This is a genomic window from Corynebacterium sp. KPL2825, assembly GCF_037908445.1.
GTDB lineage: Bacteria > Actinomycetota > Actinomycetes > Mycobacteriales > Mycobacteriaceae > Corynebacterium > Corynebacterium kefirresidentii.
On record NZ_JBBMGI010000006.1, the window covers coordinates 142,943 to 165,767 of the forward strand.

A 22,825-nucleotide genomic window follows, 5' to 3' on the forward strand; every position below is an offset into this window, starting at 1 on the left:
AACAGTAGTTATGATGTAGCTATGAAAAAGCCCGTCGATCCCGCTGCCACCCGCGCGGCCGTCATGGCCATCAAAGACTGGATTGCCGCCCCGGCGGAGCATGATAAGCCAGGTAGGACCCTGCTTGCCGACGCCGTCCGGCGCACCGCTCGCACCCTCGAAGCCGACGCGCCGGGTCACTCCGTGGAGCTGCGCGTACCCCCATTTGTTGCGGTGCAATGCATTGAGGGACCCCGCCATACCCGCGGCACCCCACCCAATGTGGTGGAGACTGATCCGGAAACCTGGCTGCGCCTTGCCACCGGATTGGCGGACTGGGAGGAGGCCGTAAGTACTGGTCGCGTGGATGCTTCTGGCTCCCGCGCGGGCGAAATCGCGCAGTGGTTGCCGCTCATTCCGTTAGTTTCCGGCGGCGCGACAGGCTAAACTCAACGCCGTGGTAGAAGTACATACTCCTAGTATCACCAATCTTGACGATCACAATGAGCAGGAGCCCCGCGAAGAGTGCGGCGTCTACGGCGTTTGGGCTCCCGGGGAGGAAGTCTCCAAGCTAACCTACTTTGGGCTCTTCGCCCTGCAACACCGCGGCCAGGAGGCCGCCGGCATCGCGGTGGGCGATGATGACCGCATCGTCGTATTCAAAGACATGGGCCTGGTGGCCAATATCTTTGATGAATCCACCCTGTCTGCCCTGCAAGGAAACGTAGCGGTGGGGCACACGCGCTATTCCACCGCCGGCGGCAAGGAATGGTCCAACGTGCAGCCCATGTTTTCTACCTCCTCCACCGGGGTAGACATTGCCCTTGGGCACAACGGCAATCTGGTCAACTACCTGGAGCTGCGCGAGGAGGCCGTGCAACGCGGCCTCATCAAGCCGCACGAGGAATCCGTTTCTGACTCCATGTGCTTGTCCATGCTGCTTGCCGACGGCGTGGATGAAGACACCTCCGTCTTCGACTCCGCCCGCGATCTGCTCCCGCGCGTTAAGGGCGCTTTCTGCCTGACCTTTACCGATGGGCACACCATGTACGCCGCCCGCGACCCGCACGGCGTGCGCCCGCTTGTCCTTGGCCGCCTGGCCAAGGGCTGGGTCGTGGCCTCCGAAACCTGTGCGCTCGATATCTGCGGCGCCCAGTTCATCCGCGAGATTGAACCCGGTGAGCTCGTCGCCATCGATGAGGCTGGCATCCGATCCGTGAACTTCGCGCCGGCAAAGCGCCACGGTTGCGTCTTCGAATACGTCTACTTGGCCCGCCCGGATAGCGATATCAAGGGCCGTTCCGTCAACGCCTCCCGTGTGGATATTGGCCGCCGCTTGGCCCGCGAATACCCCGCGGAGGGCGCGGACCTCGTCATCCCAGTACCCGAATCCGGTAATCCAGCCGCCGTAGGCTATGCCCGCGAATCGGGAATCACCTTCGCCCACGGTTTGGTCAAAAACGCCTATGTAGGTCGCACCTTCATCCAGCCCACCCAGACCCTGCGCCAGCTGGGCATCCGCTTGAAGCTCAACCCGCTGCGCGAGGTCATCAACGGCAAGAAGCTCGTCGTGGTGGATGATTCCATCGTTCGCGGCAATACCCAGCGCGCTCTCATCCGCATGCTGCGCGAGGCCGGCGCCGCTGAGGTGCACGTGCGCATCGCCTCCCCGCCGGTGAAGTGGCCGTGCTTCTACGGCATTGACTTCGCCTCCCCAGGCGAGCTGATTGCCAATGCCAGCCCCTCCGACGATCCGGAAACCGTTTGCGCCACTATCTGCGACACCATCGGCGCCGATTCCCTGGGCTTTGTCTCCGTTGAGGAGATGGTGGCCGCCACCGAGCAGCCCCGGTCCGAGCTGTGCACCGCTTGCTTCACGGGCGAGTACCCGCTCGGCCTGCCCGCCGGAAACTCCAATGCAGACGCCGTGCGCACCTTGCTCGGCACCAAATAACAAAGGACTTTTGAAACCATGAGTGACAATACCTACGCCGCAGCCGGCGTCAGCATCGAAGAGGGCGACCGCGCCGTTGAGCTTTTCGCCCCGCACGCCAAGCGCGCCACCCGCCCCGAGGTCCTTGGCGGCCTCGGCGGCTTTGCCGGCCTGTTTAAGCTCGGCGATTATAAGGAGCCCATCTTGGCCGCGGGTTCCGATGGCGTTGGCACCAAGCTGGCCGTGGCCCAGGCCATGGACAAGCACGAGACCATCGGCATCGACTTGGTCGCCATGTGCGTCGATGATCTCGTCGTCTGCGGCGCGGAGCCGCTTTTCTTGCAGGACTATATTGCCGTGGGCAAGGTCGTGCCGGAAAAGGTGGCCGAGGTAGTCAAGGGCATCGCCGAGGGGTGTGTGCAGGCCGGTGCCGCGCTATTGGGCGGCGAGACCGCCGAACACCCCGGCATGATGGAAGAAAATGAATACGATGTCTCCGCCACCGCGGTGGGCGTCGTTGAGGCTGATGGCGTGCTCGGCCCCGATAAGGTCCGTGATGGCGACGTGCTCATCGCCATGGGGTCTTCCGGCTTGCACTCCAATGGCTACTCTTTGGCCCGCCACGTCCTTTTGGAGCAGGCTGGCATGCCTCTCGACGGCCACGTGGAGGAACTCGGCCGTCCCCTCGGAGAGGAACTGCTGGAGCCTACCCGCATCTACGCCAAGGACTGCCTGGCTTTGGCCAGTGAGTGCTCTGTATCCACCTTCTGCCACGTCACCGGCGGTGGGCTGGCCGGCAACCTCGAGCGCGTCATCCCGGAAGGCCTAGCCGCCGATATTAACCGCGCTTCGTGGACCCCGGGTCAGATTTTCAAGCTCATTTCCTCAGTGGGCAAGGTGGAGCTGGCTGAGATGGAGAAGACCTTCAATATGGGCGTGGGTATGATTGCCGTGGTCAACCCTGAAGACCGCGACCGCGCCCTAGCGATGCTTACTGCGCGCCACATCGATGCGTGGGAGCTGGGCACCGTTCGCTCCGCGTCTGGCGAAGAGCCGCGCGTGCTCATGCACGGCGAGCACCCAAATTTCTAAAAGTGTCTTGTCCCGCTAGGGGAGGGCATGAGGAAGGGCCCTAGGAAATCCTAGGGCCCTTGAACTATCCGGCGGCGAGCGGAAGATTAGCGTTCGTCGCGGTCGTCATCCCATTCATCGACGTAGTCGGCGTATGGGTCATCCTCTTCATAATCGCGGGAGTCACCCTCTTGCTGTGCGGCGAGTTCCCGTTGTAGGGACTCGATATCCATCTCGGGTGAGTTGTACTTGAGCTGGCGTGCAACTTTGGTCTGCTTTGCCTTTGCGCGTCCGCGTCCCATGTGCATGACCCCCTTGGGTTAGTAGGGCGCGCCAGGGATTCTTGGGCGCCCCATCGACTTGTCTATTGAGTATCTTCCTGTAAGACACAATAGCCTGTGTGACGAAAAAATTCCGCACCGCCCCCTAGCTAGTGGGAGATCTAACGTCCGCGCAGCCGGTTTACCGCCTCACGTCCGGCCTTGGGGCCCTCATCTTCGGGGATGGAAGAAGGATCGATAGAAGCCGCCGTATCGCCCACCTCTAGGGTGCCGGCGTCCAGCGCAGAGCGCTTCACGAGGCCTAGGGCAATGGGGCCAAAATCGCAGTCATCCACGATCGTGCCGATGCGGCCTACCTTACGTCCATTGAAAGTAATGTCATCGCCCACATTCGGCCGTTGCGGGGCTGAGCCGTCGAGGTGTAGCTGCACCAATAGGCGAGGAGAGCGGCCGAGGTTTTCCACGCGCGCTACCGTTTCCTGACCGCGGTAACAGCCCTTATTGAGGTGGACGTGGGCCGGATTATCTGCGCTACGGCTAATCCACTGCGGTACCTCGTGGGGGATGGATTTATTATCTAGATCCGCTGCCAGCTCCGGCTCACGGGCCCGCACACGCTCGGCGGTAAACGCCATAAGCCCGGCCAGTCGCGCGCCGGATTCCTCCAAGAGCTTCGTTGCCTCAACCAAGGATTCGCGCGGAACTCCCAGGTCAACGCGATTGATTCCGGTCCACTGAACCTGGCGGGAAAACTCCACCATGGGTGGTAGGGGAATATCGGTTTCACCCAGGAGGGTGAGGATGGCGATATCAGCCTCCTCTACGGTGACCTCGGACCAAAAGATCATCATGGTGAGGAACTTGAAAAGGGAGTCGAATTGGGCCGCGGGGACGTCGATAAGAAAGGCGTCTTCGGTGCGGACGATATCCATGTGGTGGAGGATATGTCCTTGGATGTCTAGGTCAAGGGCGCCGGCGCTAAAGCCCACGGGGGCGGTATCCAGCTTTTGCGAAAGCAAATTATTAAGAAACTCGGCGGCGTCCTTGCCGCTGACACGGATGACGCGGCGTTGGGAACGGTCGATGACTATGGTGCCGCCATCGGCAGCTCGTTGCTCACCCAGCGGATTGCCATAGTGCCAGGCCACGCCTTGGGCATCGAGTACGGTTGCGTCCTGGTGCTCCGCGGCACCGGTGCGTTGCAGAAGAGGCGAAGAATAACTCACAACTACCGATGGTAGGGCATAATCAAAGGTATGAAGTTCTCGCCGCGAAAAGAGCCGGTCATCTACGTTGTGGAGCCCTTTGGAGGGTCGGTACGCAGGCACATGCCCACGCTGCCTCTCGTCTATGCGGATGATGCCGCGGTCACCCGCGGCGATGGCATTTTTGAATCCCTGCTCGTACGCGGAGGAAAAGCCGCCAACCTGCAGCGGCACGCGCAACGCTTCTGCGATTCAGCGCGCACCATGAATCTGCCAGAACCGCCTATGGAGAAGTGGGAAGAAGCCACGCGTCTCGCGATTGCGGACTTCTGCGGGGATGAGACAGGGGATGCCAAATGCACCTGGACTTATACCCGCGGGCGCGCCTCTACGGGAAGGCCGAGCGCCTGGGTCGTGGTGCAGCCCATCGAGGAGAAGGTCCTAGAACAGCGCGCGCACGGCGTAGCCGTCATGACCAGCCCGCGCCTGTGGCACGTAGCGGAGGAATTACCCGCCAAGACGCTCAACTATGCGGCCACGATGGCGATGTTGCGTATGGCGCGCGAGAAGGGATTTGAGGATCTCATCCTCACCGACCCAGACACCGGAGAAATCCTCGAGGGCGCAACCTCGACCGTGGTGGCCGTCAAGGGAGAGAAACTGCGCACCGCCGCCGGCCGCGGCATCCTTCCCGGAACCACGCAGGCGGCCTTTTTCGCCCACGCCACTAAGGAGGGCTATCGCTGCAAAGCCAAGCCGCTCACCGTGGAGTATCTGGAAAAGGCGGACTCAGTGTGGCTGGTGTCCTCGGTGCGCGTTGCCGCCCGGGTCACCCGGCTTAATGGCAAAAAATTAAAGGCCCCGGATAACGTGGACGTCATTCGAGACCTTATTGATAAAGCGCTGGGGGACTAGCCAGCGATACGGGTGAGCTCCGCGGACATGTAGGGGCGCATTTCCCCATCAACCATGCGCTCGTCTACCCAGCCCAGGTTGTTATTGGGCATCAGGCCGTACATGCGCTTGCCCGGCCCCAGGTTTTTCGGTCCGGTTTCGGTGACCATGGTGGAGGCGGACTCCAGCTGCCATGCGCGGTCATTGAACGGCTCGCCGTAGAAGATTTCCACAATGCCGTTGGAAGAGGTGTAAGTGACCTCGATTTCATCCTTTTCAGAAATGCGCCAGAAGCCGGTCTCGCGCACGGAGGGGCCTTCCGGCTTGCCCTCGGTATCAATCTTCCAGGTACGGGAGCTAAACGTGAGGTAATTCTCGCCATCGTGGGCGATGACCAGCTGCTGGCCAAAGGTATATTCCTGGCCCTGCGTATCGTGTGCCTGGCCCTCGCCTTGCCAGACGCCCACGAGGGGGAGCAGTCCTAGCAGGCCGTCGTGCAGCGATGGGCCCTGGCGCAGGTTAGCGGTATCGTCCGGTACCGGGGTATCGCCCAGCTCGAGAGCGGGGATATTGCGGCTAGCGGCGTCTTTCCACTGCTCGGCGGCCTGGTTCACGGCATCGTTGCCGTTGAGCTTTCCCGGATCATTTTCCGGGTGGGAAGCCGCGGTGGTTTCGATGTTTTCGGGAGTGGTTTCATTTTTATTTTCGCTCATGGGCGTCCAGCCTAGTCGTGAACCCGCCTATTTAACTACTAGACTTGGGCCTCGTGCATGCATTGATGATCTCGAATCCCAACTCGACCTCACAAACCAACGCCCTTTTCCGCCAAATCGTTCCTTGCCTACAAGCGGTGGAGGGGCTGCGCCTGAAGGTGCAATTTACGCACCACCCCGGCCACGCCGAAGAGATGGTCAAGGGAATGACCAGGGATGACTATGACGTCATTATCGCTGTAGGCGGAGATGGGACCGTCAACGAGGTAGTCAACGGGCTCCTCGGCCCGGCCGATGGGCAGCGCCCCGACCCCCACTCCATCCCCGCGTTGGCCGTAATTCCTACCGGGTCTGCCAATGTTTTCGTGCGCGCTCTAGGTTTTCCCAACACTCCGGTGGAAGCCACTCACGTATTGGCGCGCATGCTGGAGCGCAACCTCCGTCGCACCATTTACCTGGGCACGTGGAACGATCGCTGGTTTGCCGTCAATGCCGGCTTCGGCTTGGATGCGGATGTTTTGGCGCGCGTGGACCGGGCGCGCGAGCAAGGATTTTCTGCCACTCCACTGCGCTATCTCAATGTTGCCATTCGGGCGTGGAGCCGCGCGCGGAAGAATCCACCGCATATTGCGGTTAAGGCCGAATCCAGCATCGGCGAGCAGCTGCGCAAAGACGATGTGCCGCTCATGTTTACCTCCAATACCAACCCGTGGACCTTCCTAGGCCCTCTGCCGGTTGTGACCAATCCGCGCAATTCTTTTGATGAGGGCCTTGCTCTTTTTGGCCTGGAGGAGTTTAGCGGACTTGGCGGCGTCGTCGGCCTGCTGCACCTCTTTGGTGCCGATAAACGTGGATGGCTCAATAAGCTCACCAAAGAAAAGACCGTGGCCTTCGACGATGCCATGCGCGTCGAACTGGTCTGCCGCGAACCGCAGCGCTTCCAGGCCGACGGGGAATCTGAGGGGCGCTTCGATGCCGTTACCTTAGCCTCCGTAAAGGAAGCCATCGAGGTATTCGCCCCGCAGGATAGGAGAGAAGTCCATAAGCGCACGATGAAGGAAGTGCTCCGGGACTTTATCCGCCTGCGCTAGCCTGCGGCGCAGGTCCCACCCGGTGCTTGGTGTCGGCGGCTTTCTTTTCTGCCTCTTCCACGGCCTTTTGCTCCGAGCCTTCAATCTCCAGAGGAGAGAGTTGGGCCAGCTGCACCTTGATATTGCGGCGCTGTATTTCGAAGGAGATGGTGCCGCCCTGCATTTTTACCGCGGTAGCCTGGGCCGGAAGCGGAAGCTGGCGAGTATCAAAGTTGAGGGAAAAGGCCTTTTGCAGGCGCTCGTCATCGGTGTCATAGACCTGCATGCGAAACTCCGGCCCGACTAAGCGGAGGGTGACTTTGGCGGTGGACTTGTGAGTATCGCCAGGCAGGGTGCCTGTCAGCTCAGCTTCCGCGGAGGTGCCACCGGAAGGGGAGATATCGTCTGGGTTGGCAATGGATAGATCGGTAATTCCCAGCAGGCGGCCCAACGCCACCCCGTCTAAGGAAATGCCGCGCGAGTAGGTAGAAACAGGCGCGCCCTCAATATCGCCGTTCATTACTTGTTCTGGGGTCACCGTAATATCGCGCAGTACGGTCGAAGCATTGACCATTCCCAGCTTGGGCACCTCCACGTCGAGCGCCTTGACCTCCAAATAGGGAATTTCCTTCGAGGCCGCAGCCCACACGTAGGGGGTGCCACCGATAAAGACATCTGGCGTATTTTCCAGCCGTGAATTGGCTTTTACGGCCTGTGCCACCTTGTGTTCCGTGTGCATAGCCACGCAGGCATCCGCCACCCAGGCCGCAATGAATACGCACACCACGAGGAGGATGTGTACGATGCGCCGGTCAATTCTTAGAACACTCACCCCTTCATTCTTACCCTACGTATTCTGGGGTCTATGACTAGCAATGCCTTTAGTATCACGGAAGAAAACCTGCCGGACTCCCCGGAGCTGGCGAGCCGCCTAGAAGAGCTTGCTGAGCAGGCCGAACGTGTGGATGGAATGGCGCCCCTTTCAGAGCAGTTCCTTAATGGCCTCACTGATTCCCGCCTGCAGCATCGCCACTTGGTGGCGTGGGTAGATAAGAAGCCGTGCGGCGTGGCTGGGCTGGATGGTTCCACCGCCGAGCTATTTATCGCCCCAGATTTCCGCGGACAGGGCTATGGGGCCTTGCTTTACGACGCCGCCGCGGAAACCCCCAATCTCCAGGCCTGGGCCCACGGGAACCTGCCGGCCGCACAGGCCCTGGCACACTCCCGAGGTCTGCAGGTCACCCGTAAGCTAGTGGTTATGGGTATTGGGGGAGAAGAGCTCGCTGCTGTCGCCCGTCCCGAGGACGTGCCTTTGACGGCGCTCAATTACTCCGAGTCGGTAGCAAAATGGGGGCAGGAGTTTGTGGAGGAGCAGTGGCTCAAGGCAAATAATGAGGCTTTTTCCTGGCACCCTGAGCAAGGTGGCTGGGATATAGATCGCCTGCACCGCGGCATGGAGGCGGATTGGTTTGATCCCGCTGACCTGCTCTTCTTGTGGGATACGGCAGGAGATCCGGTCCTAGCCGGCTTCCACTGGACCAAATGGCATGCGGAGGAAGCCCCGGGATTCGGTGAGGTCTACGTGGTGGGCTTGGCTGCGGACTATCGCGGCAAGAAATTGGGTGGACCGCTGCTGCAGATTGGTCTGCGTCGCATGGTGGAAAAGGGTGCTCAGCGGGTAATTCTTTATGTGGAAGCGGACAATGATCCGGCGCTGAAAGCATATGAGCGCCTGGGCTTTAAAGTTGATGAAGAACACGTCGTATGGGGTGTATGTGATTAAAGTCATGGGGTGAGCCGTGTTTGTTCACTCAGTGTTCACCTATTGGCACCCTTTTGGTCAGATCCTGCGGATAGCTTTACACCTTGTGAGTTAACCGCACCTGCGCACCTGCATCTCGCCCCAGAAAGCGAAGCGGGATGCGGGAAATATCTCTCTAGGAGATGCGGTTTCCTCGGACAATCAATCTCTGATCTGCACCGGAAAGGGTTTTCCCGTGATTCGCAACTTCAAGCGCACCGCCGCAATCTTCGGCATCGTAGCCGCAACCTCTACCGCTCTCGTAGCTTGCTCTGAGGAGTCTGGCTCCTCCTCCGATTCCGCTGGCGGCGAGGACGTCTCCGGCGAGCTCGTCGGCGACGGTGCATCCTCCCAGCAGAACGCAATGTCTTACTTCCAAACCGCGTTCTCCGAGGATCACCCAGACGCTTCCCTGTCCTACAATGCTTCCGGTTCCGGCGCCGGCGTTGAGGCCTTCACCAACGGCCAGGCTGACTTCGCTGGTTCTGACTCCGCCCTGAAGGAAGACGAGGGCGAGGTCGAGGCTGCCGCTAAGCGTTGCGACGGCAACGAGGCATGGCACCTGCCAACCACCATCGGCCCGGTTGCAATCGCCTACAACCTGGGTGACACCGAGATCAACCTTTCCACCAAGACCCTGGGCAAGATCTTCAAGGGCGAAATCAAGAAGTGGAACGACAAGGCTATCGCCGCTGACAACGAGGGCACCGACCTGCCGGACAAGGACATCACCGTCATCTTCCGTTCCGACGAGTCCGGTACCTCCGCAAACTTCCAGAAGTTCCTGAAGGCCGCTACGGGCGACTGGGACTCCGAGGGCAAGCAGTTCCCGGATTCTGTTGGTGAGGGCGCTAACGGTTCCTCCGGCGTTGCTGACCAGGTTGCAAGCATCGACGGTGCTATCACCTACGTCGAGGCTGGCTTTGCAGACCAGAAGGAAGGCGAAGGCGTTAAGAAGGCCAAGATTGACTTCGGCCACGGCCCAGTTGAGCTCTCCACCGAGTCCGTCAACAAGGCTTTGGAAAACCTGGAGTTCAAGAAGACCGACTCCGAGCACAACATGGTTGTTGACTCTGAGGCACTGTTCTCCTCCGATAACGAGGGTGCATACCCGCTCATCCTGACTACCTACAACATCGTCTGCTCCAAGGGCTACGATGAGGAGACCTCCAAGCTGGTCAAGTCCTTCTTCACCACCGTCCTGGATCACCAGGACGACCAGCTGGCTGAGCAAGGCTTCATCCCGGTTGAGGGTGCTCACCTGGACAAGCTGAAGGCTGCTGTTGACGCTTTGCAGTAAGCGCTAAAGCTGTAAAAGCTTAATATCTCCCGCCCCCACTGCCGCACACGATTCGCGCTTTGGGGGCGCAGGTATGTAACGATATTTTCCATTTTCAACGCTGAAAAGGATTAACAGTCTCATGGCAGACAATAATCTCACCACGGCTCCAGAGCAGGCGGACGCGAATATCACCGCTGCCGAGCGAGTCTCCACCAGCGGACACGAAGAAGTAGCTACCACCAGCTCCAATAGCGGCGTAAAGCGCCCAGGCGATCGTGTCTTTGAGTTCCTGTCCACTGCTTCGGCAACACTTATTACCGTCATGATTGCGGCTATTGCCGCCTTCCTGCTGTGGCGTGCAGTTCCCGCCCTGGGAGTCAACGACGGCGGCATCTTGGGTTTCTTTACCTATGGTGGCCGTTGGGAGACCACCGATACTTCTGCGATGAAGTTCGGTATCCCGACCATGTTCGGTACCACCGTCCTTATCTCCGTCTTCGCCCTCCTGCTGGCTATGCCGGTGGCCCTGGCCATTGCCATCTTCCTGTCCAACTACGCGCCTGCCCGCTTGGTCAAACCTCTCGGCTTCCTGGTGGACATGCTCGCTGCGGTTCCTTCCATTGTTTATGGTCTGTGGGGCTGGCAGGTTCTCGGCCCGGCGCTATCCGGCTTCTACTCCTGGATGGAGTCTTGGGCCGGCGGCTTCTTCCTCTTCCATGTCTTCGATAACTCGCCCTCTTTTGCTACCGGCCGCAACTTGTTTACCGGTGGCATCGTGCTCGCCGTGATGATTCTGCCAATCATCGCGGCCACCGCCCGCGAGGTCTTCGTGCAGACCCCTCCAGGCCAGGTGGAATCCGCCCTGGCGCTGGGCGCTACCCGTTGGGAAGTTATCCGCATGACCGTGCTGCCATTCGGCATGTCCGGCTATATCGCAGGCTCCATGCTCGGCCTGGGCCGTGCGCTGGGTGAGACCATGGCGCTGTACATGGTCGTCTCCCCGCTGATTGACTTCCGCTTCTCGCTTTTCGATGGCGGCACGACCTTCGCCACGGCCATCGCCCTGGCATCTGCCGAGTTCGGTAACGAGATGCGCGCTGGTGCCTACATCGCCGCCGGCCTCATGCTGTTCTTGCTGACCTTCGTGGTCAACGCAATTGCCCGCGCCATCGTGAAGAAGAAGTAAGGAGGGGAGGATCAATGACTACGACAACTAATGCCAAGCCTGCCTCCCAAGGCGGCGCGACATTCCTGGACATCTCCGGCTCCCGCAAGATGACCAATAACATCGCCACTGCAGTGGTCTGGGGCGCAATGATTTTGGCTATGGTCCCGCTGGTGTGGGTTCTGTGGGAACTCATCGCCCGCGGTAGTGGCGTAATCCTCAACCCTGAGTGGTGGACCGCCTCCCAGCGCGGCATCATGAATAGCTCGGCTGGCGGCGGTGCTGCCCACGCAATCGTGGGTACTTTCGTGCAAACCATTTTGGCTTCCGTCATCTCCATTCCCATCGGCATCTTCACCGCTATTTACCTGGTGGAGTACTCCAAGGGTGGATGGCTTGGCCGCGTCACCACCTTTATGGTGGACATCCTGTCTGGTGTGCCGTCCATTGTTGCGGCTCTGTTCATCTTCGCCATGTGGATTACCCTCTTCGGTTTCGGCCGCTCCGGCTTCGCCGTGGCGCTGTCCCTGGTACTGCTGATGATTCCGATTGTGGTGCGCAATACCGAAGAGATGCTGCGCGTGGTCCCAATGGACTTGCGTGAGGCGTCCTACGCGCTCGGTGTACCAAAGTGGAAGACCATCGCCCGTATCGTTCTGCCTACCGCCCTGTCCGGCATTGTCACCGGCATCATGCTGGCGATTGCCCGTGTGATGGGTGAGTCCTCGCCGGTGCTGGTCTTGGTTGGCTCCTCCTCCGTCATCAACTGGGACGCTTTCAAGGGATCTCAGTCCTCGCTCCCGTTGATGATGCTGGATATGTACAAGGCTGGCGCTCAGCCAGCCGTGCTGGACAAGCTCTGGGGTGCAGCTTTGACGCTGGTTATCCTCATCGCCGTCCTCAATATTGCGGCCCGCATCGTGTCCGCAAAGTTCTCGGTTAAGAAGTAAAACGCCGTAACACTCGATTCCGCCATACACTTGCTAGAGGAGAAACTCCCAAATGTCTAAGCTCGCGCTCAATGACGTGAACATTTTCTACGGCGACTTCCACGCCGTGCAGAACGTGAATATGCAGATCCCGGCCCAGGCCGTGACCGCATTCATCGGCCCTTCCGGCTGCGGTAAGTCCACCGTGCTGCGCACCATCAACCGTATGCACGAGGTCATTCCCGGCGCCTCGGTAAAGGGTGAAATCCTGCTCGATGGCACCAATATCTACGGACCAAAGGTTGACCCAGTATCCGTACGCAACACCATCGGCATGGTCTTCCAGAAGGCTAACCCGTTCCCCACGATGTCCATTGAGGACAATGTCGTGGCTGGCCTCAAGCTTTCCGGTGAGAAGAACAAGAAGAAGCTCAAGGAAGTCGCGGAGAAGTCCCTGCGCGGCGCCAACCTGTGGGACGAGGTCAAGGACCGCCTGGACAAGCCGGGCGGCGGCCTTTCCGGTGGTCAGCAGCAGCGTCTGTGCATCGCCCGCGCCATCGCCGTGGAGCCAGAGGTGCTGCTCATGGACGAGCCTTGTTCCGCCCTAGACCCGATTTCCACCCTCGCCGTGGAGGACCTTATCCACGAGCTGAAGGAGAACTTCACCATCGTCATCGTGACCCACAATATGCAGCAGGCAGCCCGTGTGTCCGATAAGACCGGCTTCTTCTCCCTGGAAGCAACCGGCAAGCCGGGTCACCTGGTGGAGTTCGATGACACCACCAAGATCTTCGAGAATCCTTCCCAGAAGGAGACCGAGGATTATATCTCTGGCCGCTTTGGCTAAAGAGTAGAGAGATTGTCCGAGAAAACGGGCCGGTTCATTCGAACCGGCCCCGTTTCTTAGTTTTTATTCCTTAGCGGCGGAACTGACGCTCCAGCTCGGCCATACGGGCCTCGAACTCCGCGTCCTTCTTGCTCTCTTCTAGCTTCTTGGCATAGTCGTGGGGCAGCAGCCCAGTGATCAAATAGATAATGTGGCCGGCAACCGAAACGCAGTGGTCGGCATAGCGCTCGTAATAGCGCGTAATCTGCGAGGTCTCCACTGCCTCTCGGACGGATCCTTCCCACTCGCGCTGGGTCAGGAGGCGCAAAAGATGAGAGTTGATATCGTCCACGGCGTCGTCATCGGCGCGAAGGTTCACGGATAGATCCGCGTCGGGAGTAACGAGAATATTGTGCAGCACAGAACCCATCTCTTCAGTGAGACGGTACAGCTCCTCAAAGTAGCCCATGTAGTTCGCAGGCACCACGGGATCGGGGTGGCGGCGGCGTGCGGAATCCGCGATGTGTTGGGCAAGCTTTCCCATTCGGTAGAGGTCTTCCACGATATAGATGGAAGAGACAACTTGGCGGAGATCCTGCGCCATGGGGTTTTCTAGTGCTAAAAGTTTTACGGCGCGCTCCGAGCATCGAGTGCGGATCTCATCGAGCTCCTCAGTCATAGTGAGAGCTTCTTCGGCAGATTCCAAAACGCCCTGGATTAGCGCCTGTGAGGACTTATCCATGATGGTGCGCACGGTATCGCACATGACGATGAGGTCATGGGAGAAGTTGTCTAAGTGTTCCCTGTAGGCAGCACGCATGCCAGAAATAATAGCGAAAACTTTCCATTCCCGCGCAACTTAAGTGGAAGATAAATGCACGATACCTATATACCCCAGGGTGCTCTGATGCCCTAATAAGGTTAACCGCCGGAATTCATAATATCTGCGGCGACGGGAACGCATTCATCCTCCGGATCGTCGAGCCAGCCATCCGGCAATGCCACCTTGGAAGGCGAACCTTGGCGGCCTCGGGCACCGTCGGCGTCGGCAGCCAAGGCGTCGGAATCTGCCCATGGGGCTAGGAGCTCTCGCAGTGCGTCGAGGGAATCCACCTTGGCCAAGCCCGCGCGTACTTGGCCGCCGACTGGGAAGCCGCGCAGGTACCAGCCAATGTGTTTGCGAATGTCGCGGGAAGCATTATCCTCGCCATCGTGCTCTGCGAGTAGCTCTGCGTGGCGGAGAATAACCTGGGTAACCTCACCCAGGGTGGGCTCAGCTGGGATGGACTCGCCGCGAAGGGCAGCGCCGAGCTCCGCAAAGAGCCACGGGCGGCCGAGGCAGCCGCGCCCGACCTGCACGCCGTCGCAACCGGTCTGTTCCATCATGCGGCGCGCATCCTCGGCGCGGAAGATATCGCCATTGCCCAAAACCGGGACTCCAGTGTCTGCTAGGTGCACTTTTAGTCGGGCGATCTCGTCCCACCGTGCTTCACCGGAATAGCGCTGGGCGGCGGTACGGCCATGCAAGGTAACGGCGGCGGCGCCGGATTCGACGGCGATGCGCCCCGCATCAAGATGCGTATGGTGTTCATCGTCAATGCCTACGCGCATCTTTACCGTTACTGGGATGTCGGTGCCCTCAGTAGCTTTGACGGCGGCGGAGACAATATTGCCAAAGAGGCGTCGCTTATAAGGCAAAGCGGATCCACCGCCGCGACGGGTCACCTTGGGAACCGGGCAGCCAAAGTTCATATCAATGTGGTCCGCCAAGTTCTCGTCCACGATCATCTTTGCTGCCTTGTAAGTATATTCCGGATCCACCGCATAAATCTGCAGTGATCGGGGATCCTCCTGCGGAGCAAAGGTTGTCATGTGCAGCGTCTTTTCATTGCGCTCTACTAGCGCGCGGGCGGTGACCATCTCACAGACGTAGAGGCCGGAAACCGTGCCAGTGCGCGCCAATTCCTGCTCGCGGCACAACGTGCGGAAAGCAACGTTGGTTACCCCCGCCATCGGGGCGAGGATGACGGGGGAGGAGAGATCGTAGTGTCCAATGCGCAAATTCACGCCCCAATTGTGCTAGTTGACGGGCCAAAATAGCAACTAGGGCCACAGTGGTGGCGTTCCTTATTTCCGTTTTATGGGGTGGGGGTCACACAAATGTGGTGGAAATCTTGCAAAGATTCGCTAATGTGGTCTGTGTAACTAATTAGGACGGCCGTTATTTTGGCTAGTCTCTCGATGAAGGAGGATTACCCTTGTCCGAAAGAATCGCGTATGCCCCGTTTCAAAAGCTCGTAGTTTCGGCAGAAGAGGCTGCTCAGCACGTAAACCACGGTGATCGCGTAGGCATTTCCGGCTTTACCGGCGCTGGCTACCCTAAGGGCCTGCCTACCGCCATTGCAGAAAAGGCCAAGGCCCTGCACGAAAAGGGCGAGGAATTTAAGATCGATGTCTTCTCTGGTGCCTCTACTGCTCCGGATTGCGATGGCGTCCTCGCGGAAGCTGAGGCGATTCGCTTCCGCTCTCCTTATAACTCCGATCCCACCTTGCGTAAGCAGTTCAATGACGGAACCGCGCTCTACCAGGACATTCACCTGTCTCACTCTGGCCAGCAAGTAGAGGAGGGCTTCTACGGTGATTTCCAGGTAGCCATCATCGAGGCTGTGCGCATCACCGAGGAAGGCCACGTCGTCCCGTCCTCCGCCGTGGGCAATAACCTCGAATACATTGAGGCTGCGGATAAGATCATCATCGAGATTAATGAGTGGCAGTCCATCAACCTCGAGGGCATGCACGATATCTACCGCATTGAAAAGCTGCCGAACCGTCAGCCGATCCCTATCACCAAGCCGGGTGACCGCATCGGTACCACCTACATGGAGGTGCCGGAGGAGAAGGTGGTCGCAGTGGTCAAGACCGATGCCCCCGACCGCAACGCGCCGTTTAAGGAGCCGGACGAGATCTCGGAAAAGATCGCTGCAAACTTCATCGAGTTCCTTGAGGGTGAGGTGGCTGCCGGCCGCCTTGAGTATGACAAGTTCATCATGCAGTCCGGCGTGGGCAACGTGCCAAATGCCGTGATGGCTGGCCTCCTGGATTCCAAGTTTGAAAATATCCAAGCCTACACCGAGGTTATCCAGGATGGCATGCTTGATCTAATTGACGCCGGCAAGATGACCATGGCCTCTGCTACCTCCTTTGCCCTTTCCCCGGAGTATGCCGAGAAGATGAACGCGGAGGCAGAGCGCTACCGCAAGCACATCATTCTTCGCCCACAGCAGGTCTCCAATCACCCAGAGGTCATTCGCCGCGTTGGCCTGATTTCTTCCAATGGCATGATTGAGGCCGATATTTACGGCAATATCAACTCCACCAACGTCTCCGGCTCCCGAATCATGAACGGCACCGGTGGCTCGGGTGACTTCACCCGCAACGCCTATATCTCCACCTTCGTCTCGCCGTCCGTGGCCAAGGATGGCGCCATTTCCGCGCTGGTTCCTTTCGTGTCTCACACGGACCACACCGAGCACGACACCATGGTCATCATTACCGAGTATGGAGCAGCTGACCTGCGCGGACTGGCTCCGAAGGAGCGCGTGGAGAAGGTTATCTCTGTCGCTCACCCGGACTACCGTCCGCTGCTGGAGGACTACTTCAAGCGTGCCAAGGAAAACAAGTTCCAGCACACCCCGCACGATTTGAAGACCGCCTTCGACTTCCAGGTGAACTTCATGGAAAAGGGCGATATGCGCGGCTAATCTAACTGTGTCCTGGCGGGCGCTCAGCGGTGAGCTGGGCGCCTTTCGCTTGCCGACGCCCCCTAATTAGGACTTTGCAAATGTCGCAAGCTAAGATGTAACGACGTTGGGCCTTTAGCTCAGTTGGTAGAGCTACGGACTTTTAATCCGCAGGTCGTGGGTTCGATCCCCACAGGGCCCACAACTGGAGCCACCCGGTAGGGTGGCTCCTTTTAGTTTTTCACCATCTTCTTGATGGCGCGCATCGCCTCTTCTAGCTTCTCCGTGGCCACTTCGCCGTCCTCGGCGGCAGCACCGGCCACGCAGTGCTCGATATGGTCTTCTAGGAGCGCGAGTGAGACATTTTCTAGCGCTGACTTCACGGCCGAAATCTGGGTAATAATGTCAATGCAATACTGGTCTTCCTCGATCATGCGATGGATGCCGCGTGTTTGGCCCTCAATACGTTTGAGCCGTGCGAGGTAGCGATCTTTACTTTGTGAATCTGCGTTATATCCGTGCACGTGCGGCTCGTGACAGGAGCACGTTTGATGCTGGTCAGACATGGTTCCTAATCTTTCTGGGGGAGCGATTTTGTAACTAGGTGAGGTCTCCAGTATATTTCTAGAAGTCGCCATAGCGCGACGGGCCCCCATCGTCTAGCGGCCTAGGACACTGCCCTTTCACGGCAGCGGCACGGGTTCGAATCCCGTTGGGGGTACCAACATGAAAGTGTTGGTACGAATTAAATATTCGATTGGCCTTGTGGCGCAGTTGGTTAGCGCGCCGCCCTGTCACGGCGGAGGTCGCGGGTTCAAGTCCCGTCAAGGTCGCAGAAAAGCAGCAATCGTTTCTACGATTGCTGCTTTTTGTTTTGGTACGCTGGCGCCAACTAAGGAATTAGGAGAGTCAGCACTGTGGAACCATACGTAGGGATTGTCGTCTTTGAGCTCGTGTCGCAGGATTCGGAGCTTAGGAATTTCTACCGGGAAGACTTCTTCCTCGTCTACGCAGATTCTGAGGAGGAGGCGCACCACAAAGTTGCTAACCGAGCTCACGAGCAAGAGTATGAAGAGCTGAAGTTGCGCCACATTGTAGATGTTGCTCCGGCCCTGTATGGCTATGTGGACCGAGATTGCGACCTTTACTCGCGACACTTTGCCGCACTGGAAGACTATGAGCGCTTTGAGATGAAATTAGGAGGAAGCGATCCTCTTCAGGCTCCCGAATAGTGTTATGACGTGCTGATTTGGTGAGTGTTGGGAGTCTTCTGTAAAGTAACTATCCGTGCCAGAGAGCACACATAATTTAAAATGGCCTTGTGGCGCAGTTGGTTAGCGCGCCGCCCTGTCACGGCGGAGGTCGCGGGTTCAAGTCCCGTCAAGGTCGCGGAAACCTTCGGGTTTCTGGCCAGATAGCTCAGTCGGTAGAGCACACGCCTGAAAAGTGTGGGGTCGCCAGTTCGATCCTGGCTCTGGCCACAATAATGGCTCCTCTTAAGAGGGGCCATTTTTGCTTTAGTATAGGTGCATGGAACACGCTATTGCACACCAGACCGATAAATCCCGTTACGTCCTCACCGTGGACGGTACTGAGGCGGGTGCTTGCTACTACGTAGACGCGGGCGATACCCGCGAGTTCAACCACACGGTCATCAAGGATGCTTTTCGCGGCCAAGGACTGTCTGCGCCGTTGATTAAGGCTGCGCTTGATGATGCCCGGGGCGTCGGCAAGCAAGTCATCGCTTCCTGCTCCGCCGTGGCGCACTTTATAGAAAAGAATCCCGAATACCGCGACCTGCTACGCCCAGAAGGCATATAAAAAGCGGCCCACAAGTGCCTGTGGGCCGCTGGGAGAGAATTTAGATGTAGTAGTCGGGGTCGACCAGTTTGATGCGCTCATTTGGATTGCGTGGGCGGTTCTTGGCCGGGATGCCCACCGCGATATGTTCGGCGGGCACGTCCTTCGTCACTACGGCATTGGCGCCAATGGCCGATCCCTCACCGATCGTGATGGGGCCGAGTACCTTAGCGCCTGCGCCGATGACTACATTGTCCTCGATGGTGGGGTGGCGCTTAGTCTGAGTGAGTACCTGGCCACCGAGGGTGACACCGTGGTAAAGCATGACGCCATCGCCAATCTCGGCGGTTTCACCGATGACGATGCCCATGCCGTGGTCAATAAAGAAGCGGCGACCGATAGTGGCGCCCGGGTGGATTTCCACGCCGGTAAAGAAGCGGTTAATTTGCGCTAATATGCGCGCGGGCCCGCGTAGGCCGCGCTTCCACATCCAGTGCGAAATGCGATGAGACCACACCGCGTGGAGGCCGGAGTACACTATTGCATTTTCGACGTCGCCGCGAGCGGCTGGATCGTGATCTCTTGCATTCGCTAAGTCTTCACGGATGTAGCTCATAATGTTCATGCTCACATAGTACTGGCATAAAAAAGGCACCCGCCAAGGTTGGCGGGTGCTTTTATTCATCCGAAGTGATTTAAGCCTCGCGGATGTCCTCGAAGAGGATGGTGGAGACGTAGCGCTCACCGAAGTCCGGTAGGACAACCACGATGGTCTTGCCCTCAAACTCTGGGCGCTCTGCCAGCTTCAAAGCTGCAGAGACGTTAGCGCCGGCGGAAATGCCTACCAGCAGGCCTTCCTGGGTGGCCAAGTCGCGGGAGGCCTTAATGGACTCCTCGGTGGTGGCGGGAAAGACTTCGTCGAGAAGCTCGCGGTCAAGTACCTCAGGAACGAAGTTGGCGCCGATGCCCTGGATCTTGTGCGGGCCAGCGTGGCCTTCAGATAGGACAGGGGAGTCGGACGGCTCGACGGCGGCCAAGTGCAGGTCCGGATTCTTGGACTTGAGGAAGCGACCCACACCGGTAACGGTGCCGCCGGTGCCTACACCAGCAACGAAGGCATCAACCTTGCCCTCGGCGTCTTCCCAGATCTCCGGGCCGGTGGTCTCCTCGTGCATCTTCGGGTTTGCCTCGTTGGCGAACTGTGCAGCCAGGATAGCGTTGTCGTTCTCGGCGACGATTTCATTCGCCTTGTCGACGGCGCCCTGCATGCCCGCCGCGCCTGGGGTCAGTACAATCTCTGCGCCATAGGCGCGCAGCAGCACCTTGCGCTCGTTGGACATGGTCTCCGGCATGGTCAAGATGACCTTGTAGCCCAAAGTGGCGCCGGCCAGAGCCAAGGCAATGCCGGTATTGCCGGACGTGGCTTCCACGATGGTGCCGCCCGGCTTGAGCTGACCAGACTTCTCAGCGGCCTCAACGATGGCCTTGCCGATGCGGTCTTTCACGGAGTTAGCGGGGTTAAAAGATTCAACCTTGGCAAGCACGGTTGCACCCTTGCCCTCGGTAAGACGGTTTAGGCGGACCAGCGGGGTGCCGCCGATGGTTTCCATAATGTTGTTGTAGACAGCCATTGTATTGACTCCTTTGGGAATCGGATTTGGATTCAAATCGTGTACAACGCAAGGGTACACTACACAAGTAGACCGGTCAGTATATAAATTCTAGACCGGGCATTCGGGCATTCCATGTGGGATTACAACACCGGATAAGCCAGGGGCGATTTCGAATTACCCCCACATGCTGTCTATACTTCCACTCAGTTGCCCGCTGGCCCCCAAATTCCCGGGGGGAAGACGGGTACACCTGCTTGGTTACCCCCGACGAGGAAAGAGTCTCATGGAGTCGCATCGCCTCAAAGATGATGAAGAATCCGTACGCGCGGCGTTATCGTCCCTGAAAACCGCTACAGGTATTCCGGTGACGATGTATGCCACGCTGCTGCCAGACAATCGCTTGCAGATTACGCAGTGGGTGGGCCTACGTACCCCAGCGCTGCAGAATCTGATCATTGACTCAGGCGTTGGTGTGGGTGGGCGAGTGGTGAGCACTCGCCGCGCGGTAGGCGTCTCCGATTACACCCGTGCTACTACCATTTCGCACGAGAATGATCGCGTAATCCAAGACGAGGGCCTGCACTCCATCGTGGCTGTGCCCGTTACGGTCCAGCGCGAAATCCGCGGCGTCCTCTACGTGGGAGTGCATTCACCAGTTCGCCTGGGCGACAAGGTCATTGAAGAAGTGACGATGACCGCGCGCACTCTTGAGCAGGACCTAGCTGTAAATTCCGCGATGCGCCGCGCCGATGGGTCTAAAGGCGGAGCCGCCCGCGGCCACGTTATGAACGGTGCTGAGTGGGAACAGGTACGCTCCACCCACTCCAAGCTGCGCATGCTGGCTAACCGCGTGGAAGACGAGGAGCTGCGCAAGGAACTGGAGACGCTATGTGACCAGATGGTTTCTCCGGTGCGCGTGAAGCAATCCACCAAGCTCTCCGCCCGCGAGCTCGACGTTCTCTCTTGTGTGGCCCTGGGCCACACCAACGTGGAAGCGGCTGAGGAAATGGGAATCGGCGCAGAAACTGTGAAGTCTTATCTGCGCTCGGTAATGCGTAAACTCGGTGCGCACACCCGCTACGAGGCGGTCAATGCCGCCCGTCGCATCGGCGCGTTGCCTTAAGAACCGGTAGCGTAGGCAGTTGTGAAAGATCAGTTTATTGTTTCCGGCGGTGCCCGCTTAGAGGGCACCGTCAAAGTAGATGGCGCAAAAAATAGCGTCTTAAAGCTCATGGCCGCATCCTTGCTGGCGGAGGGCACTACGACGCTGACCAACTGCCCAGAAATTCTGGACGTCCCCCTGATGAAGAAGGTCCTCGAGGGGCTCGGTTGCGAGGTAGTTATCGAGGGCTCTGAAGTCCGGATTACTACTCCTGCGCAGCCACAATCTAATGCGGACTTTGATGCAGTCCGCCAGTTCCGCGCCTCCGTTTGTGTGCTCGGACCCCTGACCTCCCGCTGTGGTCATGCCAAGGTAGCGCTGCCCGGCGGCGACGCGATTGGTTCCCGCCCGCTAGACATGCACCAGACGGGCCTGGAAAAGCTGGGCGCTACCACTCGTATTGAGCACGGTGCCGTCGTGGCAGAAGCCACCCACCTACGTGGCGCGAATATTCGCCTTGATTTCCCGTCAGTGGGTGCAACCGAAAACATCCTCACCGCCGCGGTTCTCGCTGAGGGGGAAACCGTTCTGCATAATGCGGCTCGTGAGCCCGAAATCGTCGATCTGTGCACCATGCTCAAATCCATGGGTGCCGATATCGAAGGTGAAGGAAGCTCGGTGGTGACTATCCGGGGCGTCGATAAGCTGCAGCCCACCCAGCACGAGGTTATCGGTGACCGCATCGTGGCAGGTACATGGGCATATGCCGCCGCCATGACCCAGGGGGACATCACGGTGGGCGGTATCTCACCGCGCCACCTGCACCTGCCACTGGAAAAGCTGAAGTCCGCCGGTGCCGAACTGGAAACCTATGAGAACGGCTTCCGCGTACGCATGGATCAGCGCCCGCAGTCGGTGGACTATCAGACCCTGCCATTTCCGGGGTTCCCTACTGATTTGCAGCCTATGGCCATTGGCATCTCCGCCATTGCGGACGGAACGACGGTCATTACAGAGAATGTCTTTGAATCCCGCTTCCGTTTTGTAGATGAAATGCTGCGCCTGGGTGCCGACGCCCAGGTTGACGGCCACCATGTAGTAGTCCGTGGCAAAGAGCGGCTGTCTTCTACTCACGTATGGAGCTCCGATATCCGCGCAGGTGCGGGCTTGGTGCTTTCTGCGTTGTGTGCGGATGAGACCACTACGGTTCACGATGTTTTCCACATCGACCGCGGTTATCCGAATTTTGTAGAAAACCTGCAGCGTCTCGGCGCCACGATCGAAAGAACTCAAGAAGAAGAGCTCTTTTAACGACGTCCTCAGTACACAGTTTTCCGTAGTGTGCTGGGGATTTGTGTTGTTTGGTTGTGGTGGGCTAGATTAATCCAAGTCGCCGAGAGGTAGCCGGGAGGTTACTTGAT

General features: G+C 58.7%; 24 protein-coding genes and 5 tRNA genes. 20 read left to right on the forward strand and 9 right to left on the reverse strand.

The genetic code is table 11. From position 1 onward, the window contains the following. Positions 1-21 precede the first annotated feature (21 nt). The 3 genes from WMQ00_RS06540 to purM are packed head-to-tail and all read left to right on the forward strand — an operon-like array spanning position 22 to position 3,004. Positions 22-426, forward strand: a complete 405-nt coding sequence (locus tag WMQ00_RS06540) for a sterol carrier family protein (protein ID WP_248100189.1) — start codon at positions 22-24, stop codon at positions 424-426. A gap of 10 nt (positions 427-436) precedes the next feature. Further along, the gene (gene purF / locus WMQ00_RS06545) at positions 437-1,933 is read left to right on the forward strand and encodes an amidophosphoribosyltransferase (RefSeq protein WP_248100191.1); all 1,497 of its coding nucleotides are present in this window, start codon (positions 437-439) and stop codon (positions 1,931-1,933) included. An 18-nt stretch (positions 1,934-1,951) separates the two neighbouring features. Continuing rightward, positions 1,952-3,004, forward strand: coding sequence for a phosphoribosylformylglycinamidine cyclo-ligase (purM, locus tag WMQ00_RS06550; protein ID WP_248100193.1), 1,053 nt, complete (start codon positions 1,952-1,954; stop codon positions 3,002-3,004). Between the two features lie 86 nt (positions 3,005-3,090). Here purM and WMQ00_RS06555 read toward each other — a convergent pair whose 3' ends face one another. Both WMQ00_RS06555 and ygfZ read right to left on the reverse strand, forming a co-directional pair. Next, a complete protein-coding gene (locus WMQ00_RS06555; protein WP_023019866.1) occupies positions 3,091-3,285 on the reverse strand; it encodes a DUF3073 domain-containing protein in 195 nt (64 codons plus the stop codon). Between the two features lie 140 nt (positions 3,286-3,425). Beyond that, complete coding sequence (ygfZ, locus tag WMQ00_RS06560) at positions 3,426-4,490, reverse strand: CAF17-like 4Fe-4S cluster assembly/insertion protein YgfZ (RefSeq protein WP_284835435.1); 1,065 nt, start codon at positions 4,488-4,490, stop codon at positions 3,426-3,428. A gap of 30 nt (positions 4,491-4,520) precedes the next feature. On the opposite strand from ygfZ, the gene WMQ00_RS06565 reads away from it, so the two are divergent. Continuing rightward, positions 4,521-5,384 (forward strand): aminodeoxychorismate lyase, encoded by an 864-nt coding sequence (locus tag WMQ00_RS06565; protein ID WP_340440797.1) that lies wholly within the window; start codon positions 4,521-4,523, stop codon positions 5,382-5,384. Here the strand turns inward: WMQ00_RS06565 and WMQ00_RS06570 are convergent. Then, positions 5,381-6,076 (reverse strand): FABP family protein, encoded by a 696-nt coding sequence (locus tag WMQ00_RS06570; protein ID WP_023019863.1) that lies wholly within the window; start codon positions 6,074-6,076, stop codon positions 5,381-5,383. The two genes, WMQ00_RS06565 and WMQ00_RS06570, sit on opposite strands and share 4 nt — an antisense overlap. 53 nt (positions 6,077-6,129) lie before the next feature. On the opposite strand from WMQ00_RS06570, the gene WMQ00_RS06575 reads away from it, so the two are divergent. Beyond that, complete coding sequence (locus WMQ00_RS06575; RefSeq protein ID WP_284798069.1) at positions 6,130-7,167, forward strand: diacylglycerol/lipid kinase family protein; 1,038 nt, start codon at positions 6,130-6,132, stop codon at positions 7,165-7,167. On the opposite strand, the gene WMQ00_RS06580 is transcribed toward WMQ00_RS06575, so the two are convergent. Beyond that, the gene (locus WMQ00_RS06580; protein WP_200288673.1) at positions 7,151-7,978 is read right to left on the reverse strand and encodes an LmeA family phospholipid-binding protein; all 828 of its coding nucleotides are present in this window, start codon (positions 7,976-7,978) and stop codon (positions 7,151-7,153) included. The two genes, WMQ00_RS06575 and WMQ00_RS06580, sit on opposite strands and share 17 nt — an antisense overlap. Positions 7,979-8,011: 33 nt before the next feature. On the opposite strand from WMQ00_RS06580, the gene mshD reads away from it, so the two are divergent. The 5 genes from mshD (at position 8,012) to pstB (ending at position 13,170) form a co-directional block, all read left to right on the forward strand. Beyond that, positions 8,012-8,929: a mycothiol synthase gene (gene mshD / locus WMQ00_RS06585; protein ID WP_284798074.1), complete on the forward strand. Its 918-nt coding sequence runs from the start codon at positions 8,012-8,014 to the stop codon at positions 8,927-8,929. Positions 8,930-9,143: 214 nt separating this feature from the next. Next, on the forward strand, positions 9,144-10,247 hold the full coding sequence (gene pstS, locus WMQ00_RS06590; protein ID WP_179386949.1) for a phosphate ABC transporter substrate-binding protein PstS: 1,104 nt from the start codon (positions 9,144-9,146) through the stop codon (positions 10,245-10,247). A gap of 121 nt (positions 10,248-10,368) precedes the next feature. Next, positions 10,369-11,415 carry a phosphate ABC transporter permease subunit PstC gene (gene pstC, locus WMQ00_RS06595; RefSeq protein WP_023019858.1) on the forward strand — a complete coding sequence of 349 codons (1,047 nt, stop codon included), beginning with the start codon at positions 10,369-10,371 and terminating at the stop codon, positions 11,413-11,415. A 14-nt stretch (positions 11,416-11,429) separates the two neighbouring features. Beyond that, a complete protein-coding gene (gene pstA, locus WMQ00_RS06600; RefSeq protein ID WP_049360033.1) occupies positions 11,430-12,344 on the forward strand; it encodes a phosphate ABC transporter permease PstA in 915 nt (304 codons plus the stop codon). Positions 12,345-12,396: 52 nt separating this feature from the next. Beyond that, complete coding sequence (pstB, locus tag WMQ00_RS06605; RefSeq protein ID WP_023019857.1) at positions 12,397-13,170, forward strand: phosphate ABC transporter ATP-binding protein PstB; 774 nt, start codon at positions 12,397-12,399, stop codon at positions 13,168-13,170. Between the two features lie 70 nt (positions 13,171-13,240). On the opposite strand, the gene phoU is transcribed toward pstB, so the two are convergent. Both phoU and dusB read right to left on the reverse strand, forming a co-directional pair. Continuing rightward, positions 13,241-13,969 carry a phosphate signaling complex protein PhoU gene (gene phoU, locus WMQ00_RS06610; RefSeq protein ID WP_340440798.1) on the reverse strand — a complete coding sequence of 243 codons (729 nt, stop codon included), beginning with the start codon at positions 13,967-13,969 and terminating at the stop codon, positions 13,241-13,243. A 101-nt stretch (positions 13,970-14,070) separates the two neighbouring features. Beyond that, positions 14,071-15,216 carry a tRNA dihydrouridine synthase DusB gene (gene dusB / locus WMQ00_RS06615; RefSeq protein ID WP_340440799.1) on the reverse strand — a complete coding sequence of 382 codons (1,146 nt, stop codon included), beginning with the start codon at positions 15,214-15,216 and terminating at the stop codon, positions 14,071-14,073. Positions 15,217-15,407: 191 nt separating this feature from the next. Here dusB and WMQ00_RS06620 point away from each other — a divergent pair, with 191 nt between their 5' ends. After that, the gene (locus WMQ00_RS06620; RefSeq protein ID WP_200288676.1) at positions 15,408-16,910 is read left to right on the forward strand and encodes an acetyl-CoA hydrolase/transferase family protein; all 1,503 of its coding nucleotides are present in this window, start codon (positions 15,408-15,410) and stop codon (positions 16,908-16,910) included. Positions 16,911-17,018: 108 nt separating this feature from the next. Further along, positions 17,019-17,091: transfer RNA gene (locus WMQ00_RS06625), tRNA-Lys, on the forward strand. A gap of 31 nt (positions 17,092-17,122) precedes the next feature. Here WMQ00_RS06625 and WMQ00_RS06630 read toward each other — a convergent pair. Beyond that, on the reverse strand, positions 17,123-17,455 hold the full coding sequence (locus WMQ00_RS06630) for a metal-sensitive transcriptional regulator (protein ID WP_023019853.1): 333 nt from the start codon (positions 17,453-17,455) through the stop codon (positions 17,123-17,125). Between the two features lie 82 nt (positions 17,456-17,537). Here WMQ00_RS06630 and WMQ00_RS06635 point away from each other — a divergent pair. The 6 genes from WMQ00_RS06635 to WMQ00_RS06660 all read left to right on the forward strand — a co-directional run bounded on the left by WMQ00_RS06635 (position 17,538) and on the right by WMQ00_RS06660 (position 18,710). After that, a tRNA-Glu gene (locus tag WMQ00_RS06635) sits at positions 17,538-17,613 on the forward strand. A 35-nt stretch (positions 17,614-17,648) separates the two neighbouring features. Further along, positions 17,649-17,722: transfer RNA gene (locus tag WMQ00_RS06640), tRNA-Asp, on the forward strand. An 84-nt stretch (positions 17,723-17,806) separates the two neighbouring features. After that, on the forward strand, positions 17,807-18,121 hold the full coding sequence (locus tag WMQ00_RS06645; protein WP_023019852.1) for a DUF4288 domain-containing protein: 315 nt from the start codon (positions 17,807-17,809) through the stop codon (positions 18,119-18,121). A gap of 83 nt (positions 18,122-18,204) precedes the next feature. Further along, positions 18,205-18,278: transfer RNA gene (locus WMQ00_RS06650), tRNA-Asp, on the forward strand. A gap of 19 nt (positions 18,279-18,297) precedes the next feature. Then, positions 18,298-18,370, forward strand: a tRNA-Phe gene (locus WMQ00_RS06655). 49 nt (positions 18,371-18,419) lie between these two features. After that, on the forward strand, positions 18,420-18,710 hold the full coding sequence (locus tag WMQ00_RS06660; protein WP_023019851.1) for a GNAT family N-acetyltransferase: 291 nt from the start codon (positions 18,420-18,422) through the stop codon (positions 18,708-18,710). 40 nt (positions 18,711-18,750) lie between these two features. On the opposite strand, the gene epsC is transcribed toward WMQ00_RS06660, so the two are convergent. Further along, complete coding sequence (gene epsC, locus WMQ00_RS06665; protein ID WP_034655513.1) at positions 18,751-19,314, reverse strand: serine O-acetyltransferase EpsC; 564 nt, start codon at positions 19,312-19,314, stop codon at positions 18,751-18,753. A gap of 70 nt (positions 19,315-19,384) precedes the next feature. Next, positions 19,385-20,320, reverse strand: coding sequence for a cysteine synthase A (cysK, locus tag WMQ00_RS06670; protein ID WP_248100211.1), 936 nt, complete (start codon positions 20,318-20,320; stop codon positions 19,385-19,387). A 265-nt stretch (positions 20,321-20,585) separates the two neighbouring features. Between cysK and ramA the strand changes: the two genes are divergently transcribed. Next, positions 20,586-21,425, forward strand: coding sequence for an acetate metabolism transcriptional regulator RamA (gene ramA / locus WMQ00_RS06675; protein WP_005325834.1), 840 nt, complete (start codon positions 20,586-20,588; stop codon positions 21,423-21,425). A 21-nt stretch (positions 21,426-21,446) separates the two neighbouring features. Continuing rightward, positions 21,447-22,715, forward strand: coding sequence for a UDP-N-acetylglucosamine 1-carboxyvinyltransferase (gene murA / locus WMQ00_RS06680; RefSeq protein ID WP_023019848.1), 1,269 nt, complete (start codon positions 21,447-21,449; stop codon positions 22,713-22,715). The last annotated feature ends 110 nt before the right edge of the window (positions 22,716-22,825 follow it).

What these genes read in the sequence shown, in the direction of transcription:
- pstA (WP_049360033.1), top strand. Translation starts at nt 11,430, where the DNA reads ATGACTACGACAACTAATGCCAAGCCTGCCTCCCAAGGCGGCGCGACA.
- mshD (WP_284798074.1), top strand. Translation starts at nt 8,012, where the DNA reads ATGACTAGCAATGCCTTTAGTATCACGGAAGAAAACCTGCCGGACTCC.
- WMQ00_RS06555 (WP_023019866.1), bottom strand. Translation starts at nt 3,285, where the DNA reads ATGGGACGCGGACGCGCAAAGGCAAAGCAGACCAAAGTTGCACGCCAG.
- pstB (WP_023019857.1), top strand. Translation starts at nt 12,397, where the DNA reads ATGTCTAAGCTCGCGCTCAATGACGTGAACATTTTCTACGGCGACTTC.
- WMQ00_RS06565 (WP_340440797.1), top strand. Translation starts at nt 4,521, where the DNA reads ATGAAGTTCTCGCCGCGAAAAGAGCCGGTCATCTACGTTGTGGAGCCC.
- WMQ00_RS06630 (WP_023019853.1), bottom strand. Translation starts at nt 17,455, where the DNA reads ATGTCTGACCAGCATCAAACGTGCTCCTGTCACGAGCCGCACGTGCAC.
- phoU (WP_340440798.1), bottom strand. Translation starts at nt 13,969, where the DNA reads ATGCGTGCTGCCTACAGGGAACACTTAGACAACTTCTCCCATGACCTC.
- purM (WP_248100193.1), top strand. Translation starts at nt 1,952, where the DNA reads ATGAGTGACAATACCTACGCCGCAGCCGGCGTCAGCATCGAAGAGGGC.
- pstC (WP_023019858.1), top strand. Translation starts at nt 10,369, where the DNA reads ATGGCAGACAATAATCTCACCACGGCTCCAGAGCAGGCGGACGCGAAT.
- WMQ00_RS06660 (WP_023019851.1), top strand. Translation starts at nt 18,420, where the DNA reads ATGGAACACGCTATTGCACACCAGACCGATAAATCCCGTTACGTCCTC.
- ramA (WP_005325834.1), top strand. Translation starts at nt 20,586, where the DNA reads ATGGAGTCGCATCGCCTCAAAGATGATGAAGAATCCGTACGCGCGGCG.
- WMQ00_RS06570 (WP_023019863.1), bottom strand. Translation starts at nt 6,076, where the DNA reads ATGAGCGAAAATAAAAATGAAACCACTCCCGAAAACATCGAAACCACC.
- WMQ00_RS06540 (WP_248100189.1), top strand. Translation starts at nt 22, where the DNA reads ATGAAAAAGCCCGTCGATCCCGCTGCCACCCGCGCGGCCGTCATGGCC.
- cysK (WP_248100211.1), bottom strand. Translation starts at nt 20,320, where the DNA reads ATGGCTGTCTACAACAACATTATGGAAACCATCGGCGGCACCCCGCTG.
- epsC (WP_034655513.1), bottom strand. Translation starts at nt 19,314, where the DNA reads ATGAACATTATGAGCTACATCCGTGAAGACTTAGCGAATGCAAGAGAT.